The following is a 26,519-nucleotide window of genomic DNA, read 5'->3' as shown; positions in this document are numbered from 1 at the left end:
CCTGAGTGTGGCGTCAGCTCACTCGGCCGCGACCTGAAAGCGTTCGGTAACTGCGTCCGGTGCATCGACCAGTGTGACGCCTCGCCATTTGCCCGATGTCACCAGCATTTGTGCGGTATCGCGCAGTTCAATCGCGACGGCCGAGGCCGCAGGCGAGAGCAGGCTCTTCGCGATTGAATAAATATAGTTGCGGCGCGTGATCCTTGCGTCGGAGATACGCAACGCGCGCCAGCCTTTGCCGCGCTCACCTTCGAGCTGCAGGGCCGACATCGGCTTGATGGTGACACCCATCCCGTCATAGACGCAGTTCATCAACAATGTGAGCGAATCGATCTCGGCAACGACATGCGGTGTCACGTCCCGCCTTTCGAATTCTGCTACGACGCGGCGCCGCAGACCGTGCGTTCCGGTCGGCAATATAAGTGGAAGCTTGGCGACTTCCGCGACCGTGATGCTGGTTTGGTCTGATGGGAGCAATTTGCTTTTCTGCGGCAGCAGAACGAACAGTTCTTCTTCCAGCAATGGGGTGGCATCAAGCTTCGACGAGACGTCATTGACGAAAAGAATCGCCAGATCGAGCTGCCCCAGTCGAATCATCTGAGCGATATGTCCGCTCATACCCTCGACGACGTTGAGCAAGATGCCCGGATATTTTTCGTGAATGCGACGCATGAGCGGAAGGCCGACCGCAACCAGCGTCGTCGATGGAAGACCGAGAGACACCATGCCGCGGACCTCGCCGGCTTCCTGCCGGGCGATCGAGAGCGCTTGATCCAGCTGGCGCAGCATAAAACGCGCATGATGATAGAGCGCAAGCCCGTTGTCGGTTGGCGTCACCCCGCGCGCGGATCGATGCAGCAATGGTTTGCCAACCTCATCTTCCAGCTTGGCAAGCTGCTGGCTCAAGGCCGGTTGCGCCACAAAGAGACACCGCGATGCCTTGGACAGACTGCCGCTTTCAACAATCTGGGCGAAATAACGTAACTGACGCAGATCCATAGACGGCCACCAGGAGGTCATGTGCACAGGGCTATATGATGCCCTTATAGCACCCAATCCAAATCAGTATTTTCGCTTATGTCAATTCAGTTCTAATCCGGGAGGAAGAAAGAATTCTCAGGAGTAGAACCGGATGGCAGATGCCTCGGCCCCGCAAGTATCCGCGGATTTGCCTGCCTGCCGACTGCTGATTGGTGGTCAGTGGTCGGATGGCGAGAACGCCGTGGCTGTGATGGACAAGTTCCGTCTCCAGCCCTTCGCGTATGCGCAGTTGCCATCGCGCGCGCAAATTTCAGAATGCGTCTCGGCCGCAGATACCGCGTTTCGCACTTGCAGGCTCACGCCGCACGAACGCGGCGTGATTCTTGACCGTGCCGCGGGTCTCATCGAGAAGCGCGTTACGGACCTTGTCGATGTGCTGGGCAAGGAAGCGGGCTTTCCGCGCCGCGACGCGATGGGTGAAGTTCAACGCACGGCCAATACATTTCGGCTGTCCGCCGAAGAAGCGCGGAGCTTTCGCGGTCATGTGGTGCCTATCGAAGGGGCGGCTGGACAGGCTGGTCGGATGGGTTTCACGCTGCGTGTTCCGCTCGGCGTGGTTTGCGCCATCACGCCGTTCAATGCGCCGCTGAACACCGTCGCTCACAAAGTCGGTCCAGCGCTCGCCGCGGGAAATGCGCTGGTGCTGAAGCCCTCGCTTCATACCCCGATGTCGTCTTGCATCATGGCGGAGTGCTTACTTGAAGCAGGCCTTCCAACAGAATTGATGTCGGTCGTACACGGCGATGGTGAAGTCGCGCAGTGGTTGCTTAATGAGACACAGGTGCGCTTCTACGCGTTCACGGGAAGCACGGAGGTCGGCCGCGCAATTCAATCAGCTGCCGGACTGCGGCGGACGCAAATGGAGCTTGGTTCAATTGCACATTGTATCATTTGTGACGATGCAAACCTCGACGTAGCTCTTCCGAAAGTCATCAATGCGAGCTACCGCAAGGCAGGACAGGTGTGCACCTCGATCCAGGTTCTTCTGGTTCAAAAGCCGGTATTGGGAGAAGTGATCGATCGTCTGGTACCAATGGTCAAGGCTCTCCCATATGGCGATCCCGCTGATGAAAAGACCGTGGTTGGACCCGTCATCAGTGAGGCATCTGCGCAGCGGATCGAGTCTTGGATATCGCATGCCGTCGACCACGGTGCGCGTCTCCTGGTGGGCGGCGAGCGCAAAGGGGCAGTTGTGCCACCAACCTTGTTGACCGACGTTCATCCGAGCACGCCGCTTGGTTGTCAGGAAGTGTTCGGACCGGTGATGTGCGTGGCGCCGTTCGATTCGATCGAAGAAGCGATTGCGCGCGTGAATTCGACGCCATTTGGCCTCGCCGCGGGCATCTTCACCAAGCGAATCGACGTTGCACTTCGTGCGGCTCGCGAACTGCAGGTCGGTGGCGTTCATATTAACGAGACCCCAAGCTCTCGTGTTGATGTCATGCCTTATGGCGGCTCGAAGGACAGCGGATTTGGACGTGAAGGGCCGCACTACGCTGTTCGCGAGATGAGTGAAGAACGTATGATCACCATCCTGGCCTAAGAGCCTTTGATCAAGACAGATGGGAAGAAGTTATGGCTAAGATGAAGGGCGGCGAAGTCATTGCCGAATATCTCGTAAAGCAGAAGGTGCCCTTCGTTTTCGGGATTTGCGGGCATGGCAACGTCGGTATCCTCGATGCGCTTCACGCTGTGCGCGATAAGGTGGCGCTGGTGTCGCCGCGTCACGAACAGTGTGCCGGGCATATGGCCGATGCTTACTTCCGCGTGAAGCATCAGCCTGTGGCGACGCTGACATCGACCGGCCCTGGATCGGCCAATATGGTGATGTCGCTCGCGACAGCTCTGTCGGATTCATCAACTTTCATGGCCATTACCGCGAACGTTCCGACGTCGCAGGCCAATCGCGCGCCGTTCCAGGAACTGTACGCGCACAATCAGGCAGACTTTGCGCAGGTGCTTCGGCCGGTGGTGAAGCGGTCGTTTCAACCGAGCCGCGTCGACATGCTGCCGCTCGCGTTGCGCCAGGGGTTCGATACGATGGTGACGGGTCGCCCAGGGCCGGTCAATCTCGACATTCCTTACAACGTTTTCCAGGAAGAAGACGACATTGAACTGCCGCCGCTGTCGCATGTGCATGGCGCCCATCGTCCCAGTGCCAGCGAAACCGACGTAGCGGCAGCACTGGATCTGCTGTCGCAGGCCAAACGTCCCGTGTTCTTCATCGGGCACGGCACCACGCTTGCTGAGGCGGGACCGGAGATTTCGAAGCTGCAGCAGACGCTCGGTATTCCGGTCATTACGTCGCCGAACGGCATGGGTTGTGTTCCTGCGGATGATCCGCTGACGCTCGGCTTCATCGGTCGCAACGGCGCCTATCCAGCCAATCAGGCCGGTCGGTTCGCCGATCTTGTCATCTGCGTCGGCACGCGCTTTGACGATCGCTCATCGTCGAGCTGGCATCCCGGTTATTCGTGGAATTTCCCGAGCACGAAGCTGCTTCAGGTCGATATCGATCCGGCGGAGCTTGGCCGCAATTATCCGCCGACGCTGGGGATCATCGCAGACGCCAAGGTGTTCGCAGCGCAGCTCATCGCCGCGTTACCGAAGCGTCGCGAGATTACGCGCGAAGGCTTTGCGCCGTGGCGGGAGGAAGTCGGAAAGTGGCAGGCCGAGTGGGAAGCTTTTATTCGCCCGAACTTCAGCGCAGTGACGACTCCCATCCGGCCGGAATATGTGGTGGGTGCCCTTATCGATGTGCTGCCGGACGACGTGATCCTGTCTCTTGACTCCGGCGTCCACCACAACTGGTTCATGCAATTCTGGAAGCCGAAGCGCTCGCAGAGCATGCTGAACAGCTGGGGCTATTCGTCCATGGGCTTCGGCGTTTGCGGCGTTCTCGGTGCGCAATTGGCTGCGCCGGACCGCCCATGCGTTGCGGTGGTCGGTGACGGCGGTTTCATGATGGCACCTTACGTCGTCGCCACTGCCGTCGAATACAATCTGCCTTGCGTCTGGATTGTCTGGAATAACTTTGCCTGGGGCGCCATTCGCGATCTGCAATACGGCTTGTTCGAAGGACGCGAACTCGGCACCGCCTTCTACAAGGGTAATCAGGGGCCGGGCGGTGATCGCTACAATCCGGACTTCGCGGCTTGGGCGCGTGCGTGCGGTGCGGACGGTGTGACCGTCACCCGCAGCGAAGATCTGCGCGGTGCTGTTGAGACTGCTGTCAAAAACCGTCGGCCATGCGTCATCGACCTGCATGTCGACTCAGAAGTGCGTCCGCCATCGACCGGGACATGGGAGTTGCCTCCCATTCCATACAAGGAGCCGATCTTCGGCAAACCGCACCGCGCGACTTGAGACATACGAGAACAAACAAAAGCTGGGAGGGATAAACAATGACAAGAATGAATTCGGAGCGACGGGCTTTCATCGGTGCGTTTTCCGGTGCCGTTGCACTTTTGGCGATGGGCTGCGGGACTGCAAGCGCGCAGTCCGACGGTCCGATCCGCATCGGCATGATCTATTCGAAGCAGGGTCCAGGTGCGGCTATCGGACAGTACCTGCAACGCGGCAGCGAACTTGCCGTGGAGCAGGCGGGTCGCAAGGTGCTCGGCCGCCCAATCGAGTTGGTGTGGCTTGACGAGCCGAACCCGCAGGTGTCCCAGCAGAACATGCAGCGCCTCGTCGACGAGAACAAAGTTGTTGCCGTCGTCGGCGGCAACTACAGCTCCTCTGCGCTCGCAATGATGAGCGTCGCAAATCGCGAAAAGATTCCGTTGATCCTGACGGGCGCTGCGGCGAGCGAAATTACCGGAAAGAGCTGCAGCCGCTATACATTCCGCACCCAGGCGACCGTGCCGGTGCAAATGGAAGGCTTGATGCCTTACGTCTCGCAGGTCGGCAAAAAGGTCTACTTCCTCACGGCGTCATACGCCTTCGGACAGGACATCCTGCGTGCGTCGCGCGCCCTGCTCAAGAAGGTCGGGGCGACCGAAGTCGGCGTCGATGAAGTGCCGATCAATACCGCCGATTACAGCTCCTACATTCTGAAGATCCGCCAGGCGAAACCGGACGTTATCGTCGGTGGTCTCGTCGGCGGCGACTTCTCGAACTTCCTGAAGCAGTGGAACGAGATGGGAATGAAGGACAAGATTCCCTATGCAGCCATCGCGGTGACTGACACCGACTTCTGGGATGTCGGCACGCAGGCCTCGACCGGCATCTATGTGAAGCCCTGGTATTACAACAACCCGAAAAATACCGCGGCGGAGAAGAAGATGACCGCTGACTTCGAGAAAAAGTACAACGAGCCGCCGTCGGACAAGACGTGGTCGGGCTGGATGGGCATGCGCGCCCTGCTCGAATCCATCGAAGCTGCAAAGTCAACCGATGCCAAGGCCATCGTGACGCAACTCGAGAAGTGGAAGAACACCGAAGAAGCATTTCCGTTCTTCTTCCGCGAGTGGGATCACCAAATGGTTCGCCCTGCGGTCATCGTCGGCGTCAAGAAGAACATCTCCGACAAGTGGGATTACTTCGATGTCCTGAAGAACACATCCGACTCGGCAGCGGATACCGAGAAGGCCTTCGGCACCAAGGAGGAGATCGGCTGCAACATGCCGGCTCTCTAAGCCTCAGGTAACGAAACGCCTTCCTCTCTCGTCCAAGCTTCCGAACGGGTGGAAACATGCTTGATACCCTCGTCTCACAGACGGCCAATGGTCTCGTCCTTGGCTTTATCTATGTTCTGATTGCGGTGGGGCTTTCCATCACGTTCGGATTGCTCGGCGTGATCAATTTTGCGCACGGCGCGTTCTTTGCGCTGGGTGCCTATGCGGCCTGGCAGCTGTTTCAGCTGTTCGGCTGGCCGGCTGTCATCCTGGCGCCGCCGCTGGTCGGCCTCGTCGGGATGCTTGTGGAGGTGACGATCATTCGTCGCCTCTACGGCAAGGAGCCGCTGCTCAGTCTCATCGTGACGTTCGCGCTCGCGCTGCTGATCGAGGCGCTGATCCGCTATTTCTGGGGCGCTGACGGCAAGCCGTTCAATCCGCCGCCGGGCCTTCTGGGAATTATCGAGGCTGGACCGCTCCTGATCACCAAGTATCGCGTCGCCGTGCTCGGGGCTACGATCGCCACGTTGTTGGCTCTGTGGGCTTTCCTGGCCTGGACGCCATACGGCAGGGTTCTTCGTGCAGGCAGCCGCGACCCCGAAATGGTTGAACTGCTCGGCATCAACCTGCCGCGGGTTCTCACCGCAGTGTTCGGTCTCGGCTGCGCGCTTGCTGCCATTGCGGGCGTACTCGCTGCGCCGCTGTGGACCGTGTCGCCTTCAATGGCGGCGAATGCCGTGATGCCGGCCTTTGTCGTCGTTGCGATCGGCGGGCTTGGCTCGTTCCGCGGCGCTGTCGTCGCCGGTCTTGCGGTCGGCATCGTCACGTCGCTCACAATCCAGTTCAAACCCGAAGCTGCCGCGGCTTCGATGTATGCCTTGATGTTTGCGATCATGTTGCTCCGGCCTCGCGGCCTGTTCGGTGAACGCTGGGAGCGCTTCGAATGACAACCAATCGCTCTTTTTTCCTTCGCCTCTGCGAGCACCCCATCGTTATCATGGCGGTGGTGCTCGTGGCCGCGACCGGCATCGCCCTTATCACCGGCATGCCGATCCACCGCATCACGCAGATCGCCGTCTATACGCTTTATGCCGGCGGGACGAACTTTCTCATCGGCTATCTCGGGCTGGTGCCGTTCGGTGCGTCCTTCTTCTTCGGCTGCGCGAGCTACGCGCTGGCGATCGGCGGCGGCATGATCGGCGGCAACGAGCTGACAGGAATGGCCATCGCCGTCGTGTTCTCGTTGCTTCTGGCGCTGGTCGTCGGCGCGATCATCCTGCGTCGTCGTGGCCTGTATTTTTCGCTGCTGACGCTGGCGTGTTCGCAGATCGCCTTCGAGATCGCGTTCAAATGGACGAACGTGACCGGTGGCGAGAATGGACTGCAGAATGTTGAGCGTCCGCTGTTCGGCTCCGCGATGTCGTTCCACATTTTTTCAATGGTGGTGGTGCTCGGCACCTCCTGGTTGGTGTGGCGCCTCGTTCATGCGCCGTTCGGCCGCCTGATGCAGGCCATCCGCGACAATGAGCAGCGCGTCTCGAGTCTTGGTTTCGATACCTACCGGTCCAAGCTGATCGCGCTGATTGTGGCGGGCGGTGTGATTGGAACTGCCGGCGGCCTGATGTCGCTGTTACTGCAGGGCGTCTACGCCAACAATCTCAGCTGGCAGCATGCCGGCGATCCCGTGCTGATGGCGGCACTCGGTGGCGTGCATCACTTCCTCGGCCCATTGTGGGGCGCGATCATCTTCATCACGCTGGAGGACCGTCTCAGCGCATTCACCGAGAATTGGTGGTTGTTCTTTGCGCCGATCATCATCGCTTTCGCGCTGCTGTCGCACGAGGGTGTGCAGGGCATTTTTCAGCGGCTGATCGGGCGAAACCGCTGGACGCTGACGCGGGATGCTATTCCGGGCCGCCCGGCGACGATTGCGCCGCTGATATCAGGGCATGCAACTTCTCAGGCAGCGACACCGATTCTCGTTTTGCGGAATATCTCGAAACGGTTCGGTTCGATCATCACCCAAGACGACGTCTCGCTGGAGGTGAATGGGATCGGGCTGCACAGCCTGATTGGTCCGAATGGTGCGGGAAAAACCACCCTGTTCAACCTGCTGACCGGGGTTCACAAGATCGATAGCGGCTCTATTCTGTTCGAGGGCAGGGAAATCCGGCATCTGGCGCCGCATCAGCGAGCCCGGCTCGGCATGTCGCGCTCGTTCCAGATCCTGAGCGTGTTTCCAAATCTGACCGCCTTCGAAAACGTTCGCATTGCGGTCCAGGCGGCGCAGCGGCAGTGGGGCGGCTACTGGCGGGACGCCTACGACAATGACGTTGCGAACGCCAAGGTGTGGTCGCTGCTCTACGCTGTTGGGCTCGCCGAGCGGGCCGGTGAAACCTGCGCATCGCTTGCACACGGCGAAAAGCGGCTGCTCGAGATCGCCATGTCGCTAGCGACAGATGCCAAGCTGCTGTTGCTCGACGAACCGTTGGCCGGTCTTGCCGAGTCCGATCGCAAAGTTGTCGGCGAACTGATCCAGCGACTCGCGAAGTCCCATGCGGTTCTCCTTATTGAACACGACATCGATCGCGTGTTGTCGATGTCGGACCGCATCACCGTGCTGCATCAGGGCCGCCTGATTGCCGATGGCAAGCCATCCGAAGTGGCGGGGCATCCGGAGGTGATTGCAGCCTATCTCGGGAGTGCCCATGGCAAGGCGCTTCCGCCGCCGCGTGCCACTGAGCGGCGGTCTGTCCCGACAAACGCCGCGGCTGCGGCTCCGCTGCTCAAGGTCGAGGGTGTCCGCGCCGGCTATGGCGGCGGGACGGTGCTTGATGGGCTCGATCTTGCGGTTCTCCCGGGCGAAGTCGTCGCGCTGCTCGGCCGCAACGGCGTCGGCAAGACCACCTCGCTGCGAGCGATCACCGGCACGCTGCCGCTGGCAAGCGGACGCATCATCTTCGACGGCAAGGACATCGGCGGATTGCGTCCCGACGAAATCAACCGTCTCGGCATCTCGCTGGTGCCTGAAGGTCGCCGCCTGTTCCCGAACCTGACGGTCGAAGAAAACCTGAAGCTGGCGGTCCGCCGCGGCGGCGCGTCGCAAGAAGAGATTTGTGACCTGTTTCCGAAGCTGCGTATCTTGATGCGGTCGCGCGCTGAGAACCTGTCCGGCGGCGAACGTCAAATGGTTGCGATTTCGCGCGCTCTGATGGTCCCGAGCCGGCTGATCCTGCTTGATGAGCCATTCGAAGGCCTTGCGCCCGCAGTGGTGCAGGAAGTCCGCGAAGCCGTGTCCAAACTGACTACGCGCGCGAGCCTCGTCATCGTCGAACATCACGCCGAAAGCGTGCTGGCGATGGCTGATCGTGCCTATGTTCTTGTCAACGGCCGCGTGGCCTTCAGCGGCGAAGCGGACGTACTGGCGGCCGATTCTGCCCTCCAGGAGCGTCTGTTGGGCATCACCAAGGCGGCCGATCTGCTTCCGAACGTAGCGCGGGCGGTCTGATGGCGCGCGACATCGGCATCAACACCTATGGCTACATCTGGTCGATATCTGCGCTCGACTGCGTGCGCCGCCTTGGCAAGCTGGGTTATCGCCAGATCGAATTTCTGCTGCAGCCGCCGCATCTGCCGCTGGACGATTTTGGACCTGCGGCGCGCCGCGACCTTCGGTCGGCGTTGCAGGACATCGGCGCGTCCATGACGGCAATCAACCTGCCGAGCCTCGATCACAATCTCGCCAGCCCGTTCTCGCGAGCTCGCGCGGCTGCAGTGAAGATGTTCGAGGATACCATCGATCTTGCCGCTGATATCGGTGCGGAGACAGTGGTCGTTGTGCCGGGTCGGATGAGCCCGTTGTTCCCTCCGAGCGTGGAGGATCGAACGTCCTGGGTTGCGGACGGCGTGTCTAAGCTGCTGCCGCGCGCGGAAGCCCGCGGGATCAGTCTTGCGATCGAGAACGTGCCATTTGCCGCATTTCCTGATGCGGCAGCATTGGAACGTTTTGTGCGTGGCTTCTCATCGCACGCAATCAGCGTGTGTTACGATGCCGCGAACGCTCATTTCATCGGTGAATCGCCTGCCGAAGGCATCAGGCAATTGGCTGACCTGCTGCGCATCGTCCATCTGTCTGACACCGGACGTGATGTGTGGCGGCATGATCCAATCGGCATGGGAACGGTACCATTCCCGGATGTCGTTAAGGCGCTTGACGATGTCGGTTTCGCAGGGGCCTGCACGCTCGAGATTATCGATCGTGATCCGGACACCGCAATTCTCCGCAGCCATCAAGCGCTCGTCCCGCTCGGATTTGTCCCGTGTCAGCAGGGGGCAGGGACATGAGCACCGTTCTCGTCACCGGTGCGGCCGGTCTGCTCGGCCGTTTTGTTGTTCGCGAGTTGCTGGCGCATGGTCATGTGGTGCGCGGTCTCGATCGTCGTCGTGGTGACGACAATATCGAATGGCATGTCGGCGACGTCACCTCGCCGGAACTGGTCGCGGGCGCCATGGCTGGCGTTGATGCCGTTCTGCATATCGCTGCGATTCCAAATATCTGGTCGGGCGTTGGCCAAACCATCATGCGGGTCAATCTTCTGGGTACCTATACGGTGCTCGAAGCCGCGGAAGCTGCAGGCGTGACGCGTGTTGTGTTCTGCTCAAGCGACTCTGTGGCCGGTTATACGGTGCGCGAAGGCAAGATGCTGGTGCCGCACTACGCACCGCTCGATCTCGATCATCCGCTGCTGGCGACTGATCCCTATGCCGTCAGCAAGGTTGCAGGCGAGGCTCTGGTTCGCGCTTATGCGCTGCGCGGCATGTCGGCGGTGGCGCTACGCACCGTATTCGTCGCTTATCCCGAAATGGCTGGTGAGATTTTGGTGCGCGCCAAGGATCCCGAGAATTACCGAGGCCCGATGGTCGGTGGCCCGTCGTCGGCCGGTGGCGGGCCGCTGCATCATCATATCGACCCACGCGATCTTGCGCGTGCCTTCCGCCTTGCTTTTGAACTGAAGATGCAGCCCGGCGCGTTCGAGCGCTTCTATCTTTCGGCACAGGTCACCCTGTCGCCGGAGCCGACGCTGGACCGCCTTCGTCGGCTGCATGGTGGCCGCGTCGATATCCGTGCCCCTGAAGTCTACGCCAAACAGCCCTTCGCGCCGCTTTACGATCTCACCCATGCGGCCGACCGTCTGGGATTCATCGCAGAATATGACCAGCGGCATCTGCTTGCCGGCCTGCCTGCATTCTCCTGAGGAGTAAATCAATGACCTTCGTCTCTCCCGAACCGAACGCTTTCGCCGACGCAGGCAGGAAGAAATATGCAGTTACGCGCAATCTCGGTGAACTGCAGTGGATCCAGTATCCGGGGCATTTCAACCAGGCATTATCGAAGGCGATTGTGACGCCCGACACGGTCGGTAGCCGCTTCTTCGATCATCGCATTTCCTGCTATGAGCCCGGCGCACACGTCGAAAGCCATTCCCACAAGGTCCAGGAGCAGATTTACCACGTGCTCAGCGGCGAGGGCATTCTTGTCGTGGACGGCGAGCGCCGGCTCGTGCGCGCCAACGATGTGACCTACATTCCCCCGGGTGTGGTGCATGAATTCCACTGCACCGGGACCGATACGCTGACGTTCCTTGTCATCACCTCGCCGCCGACGGATGACGAGCCGCAGCCGCGGTAACGGTGAACATCATGCCGAAGAAAATTCTCGTCACCGGCGCAAGTGGCTGGCTCGGTAGCAAGATCGTTGAAACGTTGCTAACGCGTGGCGACGCCGTCGTGGCAACCGATATCAACGTGTCGCCGGCGATCGCGGCTCTGGCAACGCGCGAGCAGCGTTTGACGGCTGTCGCCGCCGATCTCGGTGAATGGCATCAGGTGATGCGCCTGTTCGAAGCGCACCGGCCCGATGCGGTAATCCATGCTGCGGCGATCGTGGGAGTGGTCCAGGCTGCGGACATTCCAATCAAGACGCAGCGGGTCAATGTGGAGGGTTCGATCAACCTGTTCGAGGCCATGCGCCTCAACGGAGTGAAACGCGTCGTTCACATCAGCACCGAAGAGACTTACGGCGATTTCCTCTCCCCGGTTATCGACGAGGAGCATCCGCAGAAGCCCCTGAGCACCTATGGTCTCACGAAGCTGGCGGCCGAACATTTTGGCCGGGTCTATTCGCGCGATCATGGTCTCGAATGCATCAATGTGCGGACGTGCTGGGTTTATGGCCCGCATCTGCCGCGCTTGCGGATGCCGCGGACGTTTGTCGAGGCCGCGTTGCGTGGTGAGCCGTTTCATCAACCCGATGGAGGCAATCTCGCCGTCGATCAGGTCTATATTGACGACACCGTCGCAGGTGCGCTGCTCGCGCTCGACAAGCCAAAGCACACATACGATGCCTACAATATAGCGACCGGCGTCGCTCCGACGTTGCGCGACACGGCCGAGGCGGTCAATCGTGCCATCCCCGGTGCGAAGATCACGGTCGGTGACAGCGGCCCGTATCACCACGGCGGCAAAGTGCTAAGCGCGGTGAAAGGGGCACTCGATATCAGCCGCGCGCGAACCGAACTCGGATATGAGCCGCGTTACGATCTGCAGCGCGGCATCGAGGCCACCATCGCGGCGACCCGCGAGCGCATGAACAGCGCCCCGTCCTGAGGGCGAAAGCTATCACGATCGCTCTGCCATTCTTGCCCCGTGGCGGGATGGCGGGGCTTCTATCCAATCTTTTTCATTTCTCCGAGGAAAACCATGTCGACTTCATCTCCCGTTGTGATCATTTTCGGCGGCTCGCGCGGTATCGGTGCCGCATGCGTCAAGACTTTTGCGGACGCCGGTTGGCAGGTTGCTTCGACCTCTACGAGCAAGGCTTCGACCGGAGTGTCAGGCAAAAGCTATCAAGCCGACATTCGCGACGCAGCATCAGTTGCGAAGGTGTTCGACCAGGCCCAGGCCGATTTTGGAACTGCGCCACAGGCTGTGATCGCCAATGCCGGCATCAACGTGCCCGCGGGACCGATGGCGAGCTTCAAGCCGGATGATTTTCGTCAGTTGCTCGATGTCAATGTGGTCGGTGCATTCAACGTGCTGGCCGAATCTGCACGTCGCGTAAAGGATGGTGGCGCGATCGTTGCCGTCACGACGTCGCTGGTTCGTCATGCCGTTCCCGGTACGGGTCCATACGCCGCGACAAAGGCCGCAGTGGAAAGCCTTGTGCGCTCTATGGCCAAGGAACTGTCGGGGCGTCGCGTTCGCGTCAACGCGGTGGCGCCCGGCCCAGTGGATACCGATCTCTTCAATGCCGGCAAGACCGAAGAGGCCAAGCAGCGCATGGCCGCCTTCAGCCCCTTCAACCGCATCGGCCGTCCCGATGAAGTGGCGGAAGTCGTGCGTTTTCTCGCGTCCGAACAGGCCTCCTGGGTGCAGGGACAGATCGTCCAGCCTAACGGCGGCATGGTATGACACCAACGAGCCCTGACGTGCCGGGCGACGTCTTCGACGTCGTCGTTGTTGGAGCAGGTGCTGGCGGTCTGACCGCTGCCAGCACTGCGGCAGCGCAGGGCTGCTCGGTTCTGCTGCTGGAGCAGGCCGATGTCGTCGGTGGCACGACGGCGATTTCCGGCGGCATGGTGTGGATCCCCGGAAATCACAAGATGGCTGCGGCTGGGCGCCCAGATAATCTGGATGCGGCGCGCACGTATCTCGCGGAGACGGTGCCCGGCGCTGATCGCAAGCGCTTGGAGACCTTTCTCACCAGCGGCGATGCGGCGATCCGCGATCTTGAAGCGCGCACCAGCCTGCGTTTGCAGCCCGTCGTCACTTATCCGGATTATTACCCCGATCTTCCTGGCGCGACGCAGGGAGGGCGTGTGCTTGAGCCGGTGCCGTTCGATGCAGGCGCGCTCGGCGAGGCCTTTGCGCTGGTGCGCGATCCGTTGCCGGAATTCATGCTGTTCGGCGGCATGATGATCAGCCGCCAGGATATTCCGCATTTGCGCCGCATGGCGAAGTCACCGCGGTCGGCGCTGCATGTCGCCAAACTGTTGCTTAAATACGGCCTGCAGCGCCTCGGCGCCCGTCGTGGAACGACGCTTTATCTCGGCAACGCATTGGTCGCGCGCCTGCTGAAATCCGCCATGGACCTCGGCGTCACGATCCGGACCTGCACCACGGTGAACAGGCTCGAAGTTGATGGCAACGGCCGCGTCAATGTTGTTGAAACACGCGATGCATCGGCGCGGATCCACCGCGTGCGCGCGCGCCGCGGCATTGTGCTGGCGACCGGCGGCCTCTCCCACGACCATGAACTGCGCCGTAATTTCGTGCCGGACAGTGCCGGCGCGCTGACAGCGACAGTTGCCGCGGGCACGGCGCCGCGCGGCGGGCGTCTGGCGGCGGCTATCGGCGCGCAGCTCTCTCAATCGACAAAGGACGGTGCCTTCTGGGTGCCGGCCTCGACCTTCACACGCGCTGACGGCAGCCGCGGCGTCTATCCGCATACGGTGACCGATCGTGCGAAGCCTGGTCTCATCGCCGTCGACTCCACTGGCCGGCGTTTCGTCAACGAGGCCGTTTCGTACCACGAGTTTGTGCGCGCGCAGCTCGCGCATGCCAACAGCGCCGTTCCGGCCTGGCTGATTTGCGACAGCCGCTTCCTGTGGAAGTACGGGCTCGGCAAGATCAAGCCGTTCACGATGTCCGTATCGTCCGATGTTAAATCTGGCTATCTGAAGTGCGCCGGTACGCTGGGTGAGCTCGCCACGTCCATCGGGATTCCGCCGTCCGCACTTGAGGATACGGTTGCAGCGTTCAATCAGGATGCCGAACGCGGCGAAGATTCAGCCTTCGGGCGCGGCAGTAACGTCTATCAGCGCTCCCTCGGCGACGCGGATCACCAGCCGAATCCCTGCGTCGCACCGCTCAAGGATGCGCCGTTTTATGCCGTCGCTGTGCAGCCAGCGGATCTCGGTATGTCAGCTGGACTCATCACGGATGAACAGGCGAGGGTGCTTTCGGTTGATGGCCGACCGATCAGTGGTCTCTATGCATGTGGAAATGACATGGCTTCTGTTATGGAAGGTGCGTATCCAGGGCCCGGTATTACGCTTGGTCCGGCATTGACATTTGGTTGGCTCGCGGGAAGACAAGTGGCAATGGAGCCGATCGCGTGATGGTGTCACCTCAGAAACTTGACGTTCTGGTCATCGGCGGCGGTAATGCGGCACTGTGCTCGGCGCTGATGGCACGCGAGGCGGGCGCGTCGGTCTTGATGCTGGAATCCGCACCGCGCGAATGGCGCGGGGGCAATTCGATGCATGTGCGCAATCTGCGCTGCATGCACGACGCGCCGCAAGATGTGCTGGTCGAAGCCTATCCGGAAGAAGAATACTGGCAGGACCTGCTCAAGGTGACCGGCGGTCTCACCAACGAGCCGCTGGCGCGGATGGTGATCCGTCACTCGTCGCAGTGCCGGCCGTGGATGCAAAGCCATGGCGTGCGCTTTCAACCGCCGCTCTCCGGCGCGCTGCATGTGGCGCGCACTAACGCGTTCTTTATGGGCGGCGGCAAGGCGTTGGTGAACGCGTATTACCGAAGCGCGCAGAATCTCGGCGTCGAAATCCGTTACGACACACCGGTGAAAAGCCTCGAGCTGCAAGACGGCCGTTTCGTCGCCGCGATCACGGACGGCGGCGACCGGATCGAAGCCAAGACATGCGTGCTCGCCTGCGGCGGCTTCGAATCCAATCTCGCATGGCAGCGCGAGGCGTGGGGCCAGAACGAACGCGGCGAATGGACCGCCGAGAACTTCTTGATCCGCGGCACGCGGTTCAATCAGGGCGTGTTGTTGAAATTCATGATCGACGCCGGTGCGGATTCCATCGGCGATCCGACGCAGGCGCATTGCGTCGCCATCGATGCCCGCGCGCCACTCTATGATGGCGGCATCTGCACCCGGATCGACTGCGTCTCGCTCGGCGTGGTGGTGAACCGCGATGCGCGACGCTTCTATGACGAGGGCGAGGACTTCTGGCCCAAGCGCTATGCGATCTGGGGCCGCCTCGTGGCGCAGCAGCCGGGCCAGACCGCGTGGTCGATCATCGACCAGAAAGCCATCGGCCGCTTCATGCCGCCGGTGTTCGACGGCACCAAAGCGAACACGCTCGAAGAGCTCGCGATGAAGATCGGGCTCGATCCGGCGACGTTCGTGCAGACGCTCTCAGCCTATAATGCCGCCTGCCGCCCCGGCACCTTCGATCACACCGCGCTGGACGATTGCCGCACCGAAGGGCTGACGCCCGCGAAGACTCATTGGGCGCGGGTGATCGACACGCCGCCGTTCTATGCCTATCCCCTCAAGCCTGGCATCACCTTTACTTATCTGGGAATGAAGACCGATTTCACGGCGGCGGTGCGTTTCAAGGATGTGCCGAGCGACAATCTGTTCGCGGCAGGCGAGATGGTGGCGGGCAATGTGCTCGGCAAGGGCTATACCGCCGGCGTCGGCATGAGTATCGGCACCGCGTTCGGGCGCATCGCCGGCGTCAATGCCGCGCAAGCGGCCGGCTTCCGCCACCCGACATTCGAAAAGGAATTGGCTTATGCAGCGGCTCACTGATCTGGCCGTGCAAAATCACGGCGACATCGATCTCGTCAGTGTCTTGAGCGCGGATGAGGCGGAGGTCGCCCGCGTCATGCAGATCTGCAACGCGTGCCGCTATTGCGAAGGCTTCTGCGCGGTGTTTCCGGCGATGACGCGGCGGCTGGAATTCAACCAGGCCGACACGCATTACCTCGCCAATCTCTGCCACAACTGCGGATCGTGCCTGCATGCCTGCCAATACGCGCCGCCGCATGAGTTCGCGGTCAACGTACCGCAGGCCATGGCCAAGGTGCGCGTGCGCACCTATCAGGAGTACGCGTGGCCGGCTGCGTTCGGCAAAGCCTATCAGCGCGCCGGGCTGACGGTGGCTTGGGCGCTGGCTGGCGGATTGTCGCTGTTCCTTATTCTGGCGATTGCCATGAACGGGCGGCTGATCCACGCGCCGCTGAAGGGAAATTTCTACGCCATCTTCCCGCATAACTTCTTGGCGGTGCTGTTCAGCATCGTGTTCCTCTATGCCATTCTGGCGCTCGGCATCGGCGTGGTGCGGTTCTGGCGCGAGGTCTCGCCGTCAAGCGGCGGCGATGCGCGTGATGTAGCCGCCATAGCGAAAGCGCGTATGCCAGCGGCGGCGGAGTCGGTTTCCGACGTCGCGCAGCTGCGCTATCTCGGCGGCGGCCACGGCGAAGGCTGCAACGAGGAGGACGACCGCTTCACGCTGTGGCGGCGCCGTTTCCATCACTTCACGCTTTATGGCTTTTTGCTCTGTTTCGCGGCGACCTGTGTCGCGACGCTTTATCACTATTTGCTCAACCTCCACGCACCGTATGACCTCACCAGCTTGCCTGTGATTCTCGGCTCGCTCGGCGGCGTCGGTTTAGTTATTGGCCCGATCGGCCTGTTATGGCTGAACATCAACCGCGATCCGAAGCACGGCGATTCCGCGCAACATGGCATGGATCGCGGCTTTATCCTGTTGCTGCTGCTGGTCAGTGCCACCGGCTTCGCGCTGCTCTTGTTGCGCGACACATCCTTCATGGCGCTGTGGCTCGCCATTCACCTCGGCACAGTGATGGCGCTGTTCCTGACGCTGCCTTATGGGAAATTCGCCCACGGCATCTTCCGCTCTGCCGCGCTTTTGAAGTTCAACATCGAAAAGCGCATGCCGAACAGGCTGGGGCTGGGGGGCGAGTAAAACAACCCCCGGGTACCCACTTCGCGGATACTCCGAGCACGCAAGGCATCATACCTCGCGTGTTCGGCCTATCGACGTCGATTTACATTCCATGACGTCGTGCCCACGGCCTTCCTGTTGAAACGATTGCCTCAGTTGCGCATTGGGCTCCTCGATCGATGCCCGACCTTTTGTGGCCGCGCTCCGCTCGCTCGGGGTAGAGCTACCTTTGACTTGGGCATGGCAAGAGAGGTTACGCCGTCAAGAAAATTGTTGACGATCATGTCCGCGATATCGTCGGTCTGAAGACTGACCGCAGTGCCATGAATGTGCTTGCGGATCAGGTAATAAATTACGGTCGAATGCAGGTGCCACGCGAGTTCCAGCTCCATCGGTGAAAGCTCGCGCTTTTTCTTGACGTCCGTCTCGCTGCGCAGCTCAAGGGCAATCTTGCCTAGCAAGCGTGTGACGTGCCCCTGGATGTATCTTTTTGTAAGATCGCTTCCTTCCAGGCTTGAGTGCATCGCGACGCGAATCCAAATTCGATCATCCACGGCCACCAGATACGACCTGAAAAATTCCTGCAATCGTTCTCGGAGCGGTCGGCTTCGATCGGCAAGCGTTTCTTCCCACGCGGGATTCCATCGTGACAGGAACGTCTTTTCGTAAACGCGCTCGATCAAGTTCTCTTTCGAGCCGAAATAGCGATAGATCAGAGACTGTGAAACGCCGATACGATCTGCAAGCGCGCGGGTTTGAGCCCGAAAGCCTTCTTCAGCAAAAAAGTCGATAGCGGCGTCCAGAATCATGCGCTCCCTCGTTTGGGGGGAAAGGCGCATGCGACGTTGCGTCTCGGCACTCACGACCTCGCTCATCCTGGCCTTAGGGGAGCGGGCGTTTTGCTTCGTGGTCATTCGAATTCTCAATGTTCTGTCCGAGCTTTGCCGCAGTTGCGAGCACATCTTTTAAATATGGAGAGCCGCCGCGCCAAGCGCACAGCTCAATAAAGTCATCCAAGGGTCGCTTGACAACTCTCGATCTTAATGAGCAAATGATTACTAACAAGGGGTCAGTTAGCCCAAAGAAACAGCATTGGGGAGGTAGATATGGCCGCGCTGAATCGCAAGGTAGTGATAACTTGCGCAGTTACGGGGGCGATTCATACCCCTTCCATGTCGCCGCACATCCCAATTACTGCAGATCAGATTATTGCGGACGCACTCGGCGCGGCTGAAGCCGGTGCCGCCATTCTTCATCTTCACGCGCGTGATCAGGAGAACGGGAGGCCCGATCAAACTCCCGAGGGCTTTGGTCGTTTTCTCTCCCGCATCAAGCAGCAGACCAAGGCTGCGATCAACATTACGACGGGCGGCAGCCCGTTCATGCGCGTCGAAGAGCGCGTCAAGCCTGCCGAGCATTTCAAGCCCGAAGTTGCCTCACTGAATATGGGATCAATCAACTTCGGCCTGTTTCATCTTTTGGATCGATACAAGGAATTCAAATTCGATTGGGAGCCGCAGTTTCTGGAATCGACGCGTGATCTGGTTTTCCGGAATTCCTTCAAGGACATCGAGTACATTCTCGAGACTTGCTACAATAACAACACGCGATTTGAATTCGAGTGCTACGACATCGCGCATCTTTACAACCTGAAGCACTTTCTTGATCGCGGCCTCGTCAAGCCGCCTCTCTTCGTGCAGTCGGTTTTCGGAATCCTGGGCGGTATCGGCACTCATCAGGAAGACGTGATGCACATGAAGCGCACGGCTGACAGATTGTTCGGCGATCAATACCGCTGGTCGGTGCTCGGGGCAGGTGCGTCCCAGATGCGTATTGCTGCAATGGCAGCATCAATGGGCGGCAATGTGCGCGTCGGATTGGAGGATTCGCTGTGGGCGGGTCCAGGCAAGCTTGCAACGTCGAACGCCCAGCAGGTCCGGCTGGTTCGCTCAATTATCGAAGGAATGGGGCTTGAGATTGCCACCGCTGATGAGGCGCGTGAAATTCTTTCGCTGAAGGGGGCTGATCAAGTGAATTTCTAAGCAGCTGTAGCAAGCGGGATGTTCGGACAGAACCCTCATCCCGCCATGCGGCTGCGCGTGCGTCGATCGTCGTCTAGCTAAAAATGCACGGGGCGAAAAGCCCGGCAACAAGGGCACAAGCCCGTTCTCAGGGAGAGAGACTATGACGAAACTTACGCGTCGCGACACGTTTTCGCTTGCCGGTGGTGCGCTGGCGGTGATGGCGTCTTCTGCATATGGTCAGACAGGGCCGATCAAGATCGGCTTCGGCATGGCCTTGACTGGCGGGCTGGCTGGAGGAGGCAAGGCCGCGCTGCTGTCCTATCAAATATGGGCTGAAGAAGTTAACGCGCGGGGTGGAATATTGGGCCGCAAGGTCGAGTTGATCCACTATGACGATCAATCCAATCCTGCCACCGCGCCGGGCATCTACTCAAAGCTGATCGACATCGACAAAGTCGACATTGTGATGTCCGGCTACGGGACAGTGCCGACCGCTGCTGCGATGCCGGTCGTGATGCAGAAAGGGAAGGTATTTCTCTCGCTGTTTGCTTTGGCCGCGAATGATCAGTTTCGTTACGATCGTTACTTTCAGATGCAGCCAAACGGACCGCAGGCGAAGTATGAGTTCTCGCGGGCCTATTTCGAACTGGCTTCAAAACTTTCGCCCAAGCCGCAGACGGTTGCCCTGGTCGGAGCTGACGCCGAATTCGGAGTCCTTGCGGTTGAGGGCGCTCGCGCAAACGCGAAAAAGGCCGGGATCAAGATTGTTTACGACAGGAGCTACCCGCCAAACACGCAGGATTTCGGCTCGATTGTTCGCGCCATCAAGGCAACCAACCCGGATCTGCTGTTTATCGGTTCTTACCCGCCAGATTCAGCCGGCATGATCCGCGCAATCCACGAAGTTGGCTTGAATGCCCGAATGGTCGGCGGAGGAATGATCGGGCTTCAGTTCGCTGCCTTGAAGCAGCAGCTAGGCCCGATGCTGAACAACATTGTCGCCTACGATCTTTACGTGCCAGAGCCGACGATGAATTTCCCCGGTGTGGCTCCCTTCCTCGCCAAGTACCGCGAGCGCGCGGTTCAGGCCGGCGTCGATCCGCTCGGTATTTACATCCCGCCATTTGCATATGCCGAGATGCAAATTCTCGAATCGTCGATCAACGCCGTCAAATCGCTCGACGACAAGAAGCTCGCTGACTACATGCGCGCCACGAAGTTTTCTACCATCGTTGGTGACATCAAGTTCGGTGACCGTGGCGAATGGGCCGAGCCCCGCGTTTTGTTGATCCAGTATCGCGGTATCGTCGGTAATGACGTCGAGCAATTCAAGCAGGCTGGCAAACAGGTCATTCTTGACCCGGTTGCGTTCAAATCGGGCGACCTGGTCACCCCGTTCGAGCCCATCAAACACTGAAGGGGGTGGACGCGAACCGGAGGCGAGCATGATTTTCAGTCTAGACCTGTTCTCAAATGCAATCGTCTCCGGCATCCTCCTCGGCGGGTTCTATTGCGCCGTTGCCGTCGGCATCACGATCGCATTCGGAATGCTGGATATTGTCAATATCGCGCATCCGGCCTTCATTATGGCCGGAGGCTTCATCGCCTACTACTTCAACACGCATCTGGGTATTGATCCGGTTCTGGCCTGCCTCATTGCGGCTGTTCCGGCATATGCGATCGGACGGCTTCTCTACCGGTTTTACTATCTTGCTTTTGAGAAACGCGGTGAAGAGTCGCTGCAGGGACTGGCGTTCTTCTTCGGCATTCTCTTCATTATCGAGGTCGGACTAATCCTGACCTTCGGTGTCGATTATCGTTTCGTCGAGGCCGCCTACATCGGTCCGACCATATCGATCGGCTTCATCGCGATTCCGTGGCGGCTGCTCGTTCCGCTCATCGTCGGGCTAGCCGTCATCGGCGGAATTATGGTGTTTCTGTCAAAGACCTTTATCGGAAAGGCGATCCTGGCGGTGTCACAGGATCCTCTGGCTCTTCGCCTCGTCGGCGGCAATCCTGTGAAGGTCAAGGAAGTTGCCTTCGGATTGTCGATCGCGACAGCGATCGTTGCCGGAGCGTTGCTCATTATCATTCAACCGATTGAACCGTCATTGGGGCGGGATTTCATCGGCCGGGTGTTCGCCATCGCGGTGCTCGGAGGCATGACCAGTTTGCCCGGCACCATCGTGGCATCGATGATCCTTGGAATCACGGAAAGCCTTACGACCACGTTCTTTGGTCCGTCATGGGCTCCGGCGGTTGCCTTCGGCTTGCTGCTCGTGGCTCTCGCTGTGAAACCCGCAGGGATATTTGGGCGATGAAAGAGGCCGTAACACAATTGCCGGAAGGGCGAACGTCTGCGAGGTCGATGCGCTGGCTGTGGCCCATCGTGATCTGCGCGATCATCGGCATCGCATCAGTCTTGCTGCTTGACCTTGCGAAAACGGATTACGCCTTTCTGGCCGCTTATACCGTTTTACAGTTCGTGGCGCTGGCCACGGCGTGGAACATCCTTGGCGGTTATGCAGGTTATGTAAATTTCGGTGTCGCAGGCTTCTTCGCGGTCGGCGTCTACACCAGCGTTTTCATCTACAAAACTCTGCAATGGCCGCTGGTCTTTACCATTCCACTGGCGGCGGTGGTCGCGGGCCTGCTCGGATTGGGTATGGGTTATCTAACCCTTCGTCTCAGGGGCGTCTTCTTCTCGATCGCAACGCTCGCGATGTCTGTTGTTCTCAATACACTTGTCGTGAACTGGTCGTTCGTAGGTGGGTCTCGCGGCGTCTACATTCTTCATTCCGAGACGATTCCATTCTTCGGGACCTACGCGCGTTATTTGTTCGTGGTGATGCTTATCCTGGCCATGGGATCAGTCCTGATCGCGCGCTTCATCGAGAATTCGTGGATTGGTAACGGCCTGGCGGCGCTCAAGGATGATGAAATGGCGGCGGAGTGCGCCGGCGTGCCGTCGCTCCGGATGAAGCTGTTCGCGACCACCGTCAGCGGCGCCTTGCTCGGAGCGATTGGTGCGCCGTTCCCGTACTTCGTCACATACGTCGATCCGAGTTCGGCGTTCAGCTTGACCATTGCCGTTAACGCTATCGCGATGCCGCTCATCGGAGGCACGGCGACATGGCTGGGCCCGGTGATAGGTGCTCTGCTGCTGGGAACGCTGCAGCAGGTTGCCACTGTGACGATCTCGTCGGCCCTTAATCTGCTCATCGTCGGTGTGTTGCTCGTCATCTTCATCGCTGTCGCACCCAATGGAATCATCGGTTTCATCAAGGACATGCGGGAGAAGCGCAAATGATCGGATCTGCCATCCTTTCATCCCGCGGGGTTATCAAGCGTTTCGGTGGCTTTACGGCCTTGAATGGAATTGATTTCGACCTGGGAGATCGTGAGCGCGTCGGTTTGATCGGACCGAATGGCTCTGGGAAGAGCACGTTCGTCAATTGCCTGACGGGGGCCCTGCCGCATGAAGGAAAAGTCGTATTTGCGGATTCTGACATCACCACGATGCCCGCATGGAGGCGCGCGCGTGCTGGTCTCGCGCGGAGCTTTCAAATCCCTCGCCCGTTCCGCGGGTTGACGGTCCGGCAAAACATCGGCGTTCCGCTTTCGTTTATCTCCGGAGTGTCTGATCAGGACGAGTTAAACGCGAAAGCGAACCACGTTCTTGAACAAGTGGGACTTCTGTCGAGAGCAGATGCCAGTCCAAAAAGTCTGAGCCAGGTGGATTTGCGAAAATTAGAACTTGGGCGGGCCCTTGCAGCGCAGCCTCGCGTTCTCATCGCCGATGAAGCCATGGCCGGACTGTCGGATTCCGAAGTTGATGAGATTCTCGATCTGCTCATACAGCTCAACAACAGCGGCATCGCTATCATTCTGATCGAACACATCATGCGCGCAGTTATCCGCTTCTCCCAGCGCGTCGTCGTCTTCGTCGCCGGCGCGAAGATTGCTGACGGCGATCCGCGCGAAGTCTTGGATCATCCAGAAGTGGTGAGGGCCTATCTTGGGCAATAGTCTGACCATTGAAGGTGTCGATGCCGGCTATGGCGCTGTCACCGTGCTGTCGAATGTCAGCCTTCGGGCCGGCGATGGAGAAACTGTCGCTCTGCTGGGAACGAATGGCAACGGCAAGACGACGTTAATGCGGTGTGTCACGGGTCAGATCGTTCCGACTCGGGGGACGATCATCGCGGAAATCGACGGGCAGCGGCACAATCTTGTTGGTATGTCGACGGAGGACATCGTCGATATCGGGATTTCGCTGGTGCCGGAAGGCCGGCGGCTTTTTCCGAAGCTGACGGTTGAAGAAAACCTGACGCTGGGGGCTTATCGGAGAACCGCGCGCGCCCAGATCGCGAAGAACATCGAGTTTTGCTTCGAAGCATTCCCGCGCTTGAAAGAGCGCCGCAGCCAGATGGCAGGTTCGATGAGCGGTGGCGAGCAGCAGATGCTTGCGCTGGGTCGCGCGCTCATGGCCAGCCCGCGTATTCTTCTGATCGACGAGCCCTCGGTTGGCCTCGCCCCGATCCTCGTTGCACGCATGATTGACAAGATCGCCGAGCTTTCATCCGCGCTTGGCCTGACCGTTCTGATGGCGGAACAGAATTTCGAACAAGCGACCAGAATAGCGAACCGGGGTTACGTGCTTGTGCACGGGCAGGTCGCGCTTGCCGCTGACAGTGTTGCCGATCTGAGAAGCAGCGACGTGGTTCGCCGCCTTTATCTCGGGGGCGACTGAACTCCGCTTAATCCAGCTCGATCAAGAAGAATGGAGACGAAGGAATGGACATCAAGGTAGGCAAGGCAGCTATTGCCGAGGCGAGCGAGAAGCTTTCGAACTGGGGCCGCTGGGGTAAAGAGGACCAGATCGGGACATTGAATTTCGTCACGCCGGATCACGTGGCGCGCGCGGCGAAGCTCGTCAAGAAGGGAAAAGTCTTCGGGATGGGAATCCCGCTCGATTCAAATGGCCCGCAGAGCGGGTTGTTTGGCGGTCGCTGGAATCCCATTCACACGATGCTTGCAACCGGTACGGACGCGATCGCGGGTCGGCAGGATGAGATCAACCGGATGCGCTACGCCGATGATGCCATCAACATGCCGGTCCAGGCTGCCACGCATTGGGATTCGCTTGGGCACGTTTTCTATATCGACAAGATGTACAACGGCCACGATGCAAAGAACGTCGATAGCCGTGGCGTCCATCGGTTGGGAATCGAACACACCCGCGATCGCATGGTCGGGCGCGGCGTCCTACTTGACGTTGCGCGCTTCAAGGGCGTGGATTCGCTCGATGACGGTTATGCCATCTCCAACGATGAACTTGACGCCGTTGCAAAGAAGCAGGGCGTGACGATCCAGGAAGGCGACTTCGTCATCATCCGCACGGGTCACATGGAGCGCTGCATCAAGAACAAGGCGTGGGGTGGTTATGCGGGCGGAGATGCGCCCGGCGTCAAGTTCGAAAATTGCTATTGGAGCCACGACAAGAAAATCGCCGCGATCTGCTCGGACACCTGGGGCGTGGAGGTGCGACCGAACGAAGGACCGGAAGTTGCTCAGCCTTGGCATTGGGTCGTCATTCCCGCGATGGGGCTGACCATGGGTGAGATCTTCTATGTGAAGGAGCTCGCCGAGGATTGCGCGGCTGACAAGGTCTACGAGTTTATGTTTGCAGGTCCTCCGCTCGTGATCACCGGAGGAACAGGCTCGCCAATCAATCCACTTGCAATCAAATAACCTCTTGCGGTGCTTAGGGCCTGGTACGAGCCGGGCCCTAAGCGCGTTGTTCGGCGAACCAACTCGATTCCACAAGAGAGAAGCCTTCTCGATTGGGGCGTATGATGCAGTCTCGCTTGGTGAATTTCCGAAGGCTTTTAGGGAATAGGTCTGCGGCGCTTCATAGGAGCGTGCAGGAGAGTTTATCCAAAGCTAAAAGCTTGATGGCAAGATGTAGCGCGCCATCCAGATCTGCGCGATTTCTCAATCGTCAGCCCGCGATCCACATCTGGCTGCAATTTCCCCCATTTTGTTGAGGCACACTGCGAGAAGCCGCATCAATTGGTGCGTCGGACCTCTTTCTCGGAATCAATGGACGGAGCTGTCGTTGAGGCTCAGTTGAGCCAACGCGCATGAAGCCACGCGGGCGCGCCGTGAGTCCGATCGGCTGGTGAGGATAATCGGGACCCGCGCGCCCAACACGAGCCCCGCGCATTCGCCGCCGCCCATGTAGATGAACGACTTGTAGAGAACATTGCCGACATCGAGATTCGGCACCATCAACAGGTCCGGATCTCCGGCGACAGACGAGGAGATTCCTTTGGTTGCCGCGGACGCAGCGGAGATCGCGTTGTCAAATGCCAAAGGTCCGTCGATGACGGCACCGCTGAACTGGCCGCGATCAGCCATTCGCGAGAGGGCTGCAGCATCCAGGCTGGAGACGTGATCGGGGTTGACCGTCTCAATCGCCGACAACAACGCAAATTTGGGCGAGCTCAATCCGAGGGCATGCGCCAGTCCGATGGCATTGGCGAGAATGTCCACCTTTTCCTTTAAGCTGGGCGCGATGTTGACGACGGCGTCCGTCACCATCAGCGGCTTGTGGTAGGCCGGGAGGTCAAACCAGAAGACGTGGCTCATGCGCCGTGAGGTCCTCAAGTTGGCGTCGCGGGAGACGACCGCGCCCAGCAACTCATCGGTATGCTGTGATCCTTTCATCAGCGCGCGAGCTTCACCGGCGCCGATCAACGCGACCGCTGCGCGTGATGACATCACCGGGTCGTCCGCAGCCTCGACAATACGCAGTCCTTCAAGGCTGACTTTCAAGGTGTTTGCACACGCTTCGATTCTCTGGCGGGGGCCGACCAAAACAGGGTCGATGACGCCATCGTCGCGAGCAGACAGCGCCGCTGCCAATGAATCCGTCGAGCATGGATAAGCAACCGCGACCGAGAGGCGCCCTTTGCCGCGTGCTGCGGCCTCCAAGGCATCGAGCCTGTCGTAAGTCTTTTCACTCTGGCGCATGGTTGTTTTTTCCC

23 protein-coding genes are annotated in these 26,519 nt (G+C 59.7%); 20 read left to right on the top strand and 3 right to left on the bottom strand.

Annotation, left to right across the window (positions count from 1 at the left end):
* Positions 1-18: 18 nt before the first annotated feature.
* Positions 19-999 (bottom strand): LysR substrate-binding domain-containing protein, encoded by a 981-nt coding sequence (locus ACP0KA_RS05215; RefSeq protein WP_424627779.1) that lies wholly within the window; start codon positions 997-999, stop codon positions 19-21.
* 133 nt (positions 1,000-1,132) lie between these two features.
* On the opposite strand from ACP0KA_RS05215, the gene ACP0KA_RS05210 reads away from it, so the two are divergent.
* From ACP0KA_RS05210 to tcuB, 13 genes are all read left to right on the top strand, one after another.
* Positions 1,133-2,584 (top strand): aldehyde dehydrogenase family protein, encoded by a 1,452-nt coding sequence (locus ACP0KA_RS05210; protein ID WP_424627778.1) that lies wholly within the window; start codon positions 1,133-1,135, stop codon positions 2,582-2,584.
* A gap of 32 nt (positions 2,585-2,616) precedes the next feature.
* On the top strand, positions 2,617-4,407 hold the full coding sequence (locus ACP0KA_RS05205; RefSeq protein ID WP_424627777.1) for a thiamine pyrophosphate-binding protein: 1,791 nt from the start codon (positions 2,617-2,619) through the stop codon (positions 4,405-4,407).
* Positions 4,408-4,445: 38 nt separating this feature from the next.
* Positions 4,446-5,681 (top strand): ABC transporter substrate-binding protein, encoded by a 1,236-nt coding sequence (locus tag ACP0KA_RS05200; protein ID WP_424627776.1) that lies wholly within the window; start codon positions 4,446-4,448, stop codon positions 5,679-5,681.
* 56 nt (positions 5,682-5,737) lie between these two features.
* Complete coding sequence (locus tag ACP0KA_RS05195) at positions 5,738-6,607, top strand: branched-chain amino acid ABC transporter permease (RefSeq protein WP_424627775.1); 870 nt, start codon at positions 5,738-5,740, stop codon at positions 6,605-6,607.
* The gene (locus ACP0KA_RS05190; RefSeq protein ID WP_424627774.1) at positions 6,604-9,168 is read left to right on the top strand and encodes an ATP-binding cassette domain-containing protein; all 2,565 of its coding nucleotides are present in this window, start codon (positions 6,604-6,606) and stop codon (positions 9,166-9,168) included. The genes ACP0KA_RS05195 and ACP0KA_RS05190 overlap by 4 nt, the downstream gene beginning before the upstream one ends.
* Positions 9,168-10,004, top strand: coding sequence for a sugar phosphate isomerase/epimerase family protein (locus tag ACP0KA_RS05185; protein WP_424627773.1), 837 nt, complete (start codon positions 9,168-9,170; stop codon positions 10,002-10,004). The genes ACP0KA_RS05190 and ACP0KA_RS05185 overlap by 1 nt, the downstream gene beginning before the upstream one ends.
* A complete protein-coding gene (locus ACP0KA_RS05180) occupies positions 10,001-10,915 on the top strand; it encodes an NAD-dependent epimerase/dehydratase family protein (RefSeq protein ID WP_424627772.1) in 915 nt (304 codons plus the stop codon). Before ACP0KA_RS05185 ends, ACP0KA_RS05180 begins: the two co-directional genes overlap by 4 nt.
* An 11-nt stretch (positions 10,916-10,926) precedes the next feature.
* Positions 10,927-11,349 carry a cupin domain-containing protein gene (locus ACP0KA_RS05175; RefSeq protein ID WP_424627771.1) on the top strand — a complete coding sequence of 141 codons (423 nt, stop codon included), beginning with the start codon at positions 10,927-10,929 and terminating at the stop codon, positions 11,347-11,349.
* An 11-nt stretch (positions 11,350-11,360) separates the two neighbouring features.
* Complete coding sequence (locus ACP0KA_RS05170) at positions 11,361-12,326, top strand: NAD-dependent epimerase/dehydratase family protein (RefSeq protein ID WP_424627770.1); 966 nt, start codon at positions 11,361-11,363, stop codon at positions 12,324-12,326.
* Positions 12,327-12,419: 93 nt separating this feature from the next.
* Complete coding sequence (locus ACP0KA_RS05165; protein WP_424627769.1) at positions 12,420-13,130, top strand: SDR family NAD(P)-dependent oxidoreductase; 711 nt, start codon at positions 12,420-12,422, stop codon at positions 13,128-13,130.
* Positions 13,127-14,839, top strand: coding sequence for an FAD-dependent oxidoreductase (locus tag ACP0KA_RS05160; protein ID WP_424627768.1), 1,713 nt, complete (start codon positions 13,127-13,129; stop codon positions 14,837-14,839). The genes ACP0KA_RS05165 and ACP0KA_RS05160 overlap by 4 nt, the downstream gene beginning before the upstream one ends.
* Positions 14,839-16,284 carry an FAD-dependent tricarballylate dehydrogenase TcuA gene (gene tcuA / locus ACP0KA_RS05155; RefSeq protein ID WP_424631486.1) on the top strand — a complete coding sequence of 482 codons (1,446 nt, stop codon included), beginning with the start codon at positions 14,839-14,841 and terminating at the stop codon, positions 16,282-16,284. The genes ACP0KA_RS05160 and tcuA overlap by 1 nt, the downstream gene beginning before the upstream one ends.
* Positions 16,268-17,464 (top strand): tricarballylate utilization 4Fe-4S protein TcuB, encoded by a 1,197-nt coding sequence (tcuB, locus tag ACP0KA_RS05150; protein ID WP_424627767.1) that lies wholly within the window; start codon positions 16,268-16,270, stop codon positions 17,462-17,464. The genes tcuA and tcuB overlap by 17 nt, the downstream gene beginning before the upstream one ends.
* A gap of 131 nt (positions 17,465-17,595) precedes the next feature.
* On the opposite strand, the gene ACP0KA_RS05145 is transcribed toward tcuB, so the two are convergent.
* Positions 17,596-18,357, bottom strand: coding sequence for a TetR/AcrR family transcriptional regulator (locus ACP0KA_RS05145; RefSeq protein ID WP_424627766.1), 762 nt, complete (start codon positions 18,355-18,357; stop codon positions 17,596-17,598).
* A 192-nt stretch (positions 18,358-18,549) separates the two neighbouring features.
* Here ACP0KA_RS05145 and ACP0KA_RS05140 point away from each other — a divergent pair, with 192 nt between their 5' ends.
* The 7 genes from ACP0KA_RS05140 (at position 18,550) to ACP0KA_RS05110 (ending at position 25,221) form a co-directional block, all read left to right on the top strand.
* On the top strand, positions 18,550-19,485 hold the full coding sequence (locus ACP0KA_RS05140) for a 3-keto-5-aminohexanoate cleavage protein (RefSeq protein ID WP_424627765.1): 936 nt from the start codon (positions 18,550-18,552) through the stop codon (positions 19,483-19,485).
* Positions 19,486-19,627: 142 nt separating this feature from the next.
* On the top strand, positions 19,628-20,884 hold the full coding sequence (locus ACP0KA_RS05135) for an amino acid ABC transporter substrate-binding protein (RefSeq protein WP_424627764.1): 1,257 nt from the start codon (positions 19,628-19,630) through the stop codon (positions 20,882-20,884).
* A gap of 28 nt (positions 20,885-20,912) precedes the next feature.
* Positions 20,913-21,788, top strand: coding sequence for a branched-chain amino acid ABC transporter permease (locus tag ACP0KA_RS05130; protein ID WP_424627763.1), 876 nt, complete (start codon positions 20,913-20,915; stop codon positions 21,786-21,788).
* Positions 21,785-22,777, top strand: coding sequence for a branched-chain amino acid ABC transporter permease (locus tag ACP0KA_RS05125; protein WP_424627762.1), 993 nt, complete (start codon positions 21,785-21,787; stop codon positions 22,775-22,777). The genes ACP0KA_RS05130 and ACP0KA_RS05125 overlap by 4 nt, the downstream gene beginning before the upstream one ends.
* A complete protein-coding gene (locus ACP0KA_RS05120) occupies positions 22,774-23,496 on the top strand; it encodes an ABC transporter ATP-binding protein (RefSeq protein ID WP_424627761.1) in 723 nt (240 codons plus the stop codon). Before ACP0KA_RS05125 ends, ACP0KA_RS05120 begins: the two co-directional genes overlap by 4 nt.
* On the top strand, positions 23,486-24,220 hold the full coding sequence (locus ACP0KA_RS05115) for an ABC transporter ATP-binding protein (RefSeq protein WP_424627760.1): 735 nt from the start codon (positions 23,486-23,488) through the stop codon (positions 24,218-24,220). The genes ACP0KA_RS05120 and ACP0KA_RS05115 overlap by 11 nt, the downstream gene beginning before the upstream one ends.
* Before the next feature lie 44 nt (positions 24,221-24,264).
* Complete coding sequence (locus ACP0KA_RS05110; RefSeq protein WP_424627759.1) at positions 24,265-25,221, top strand: cyclase family protein; 957 nt, start codon at positions 24,265-24,267, stop codon at positions 25,219-25,221.
* Positions 25,222-25,569: 348 nt separating this feature from the next.
* On the opposite strand, the gene ACP0KA_RS05105 is transcribed toward ACP0KA_RS05110, so the two are convergent.
* Positions 25,570-26,505: a bifunctional enoyl-CoA hydratase/phosphate acetyltransferase gene (locus tag ACP0KA_RS05105; RefSeq protein WP_424627758.1), complete on the bottom strand. Its 936-nt coding sequence runs from the start codon at positions 26,503-26,505 to the stop codon at positions 25,570-25,572.
* Between the last annotated feature and the right edge of the window lie 14 nt (positions 26,506-26,519).

This window comes from Bradyrhizobium sp. SYSU BS000235 (assembly GCF_049747295.1).
Lineage (GTDB): Bacteria > Pseudomonadota > Alphaproteobacteria > Rhizobiales > Xanthobacteraceae > Afipia.
This window is presented reverse-complemented; position numbering and strand designations above follow the sequence as displayed.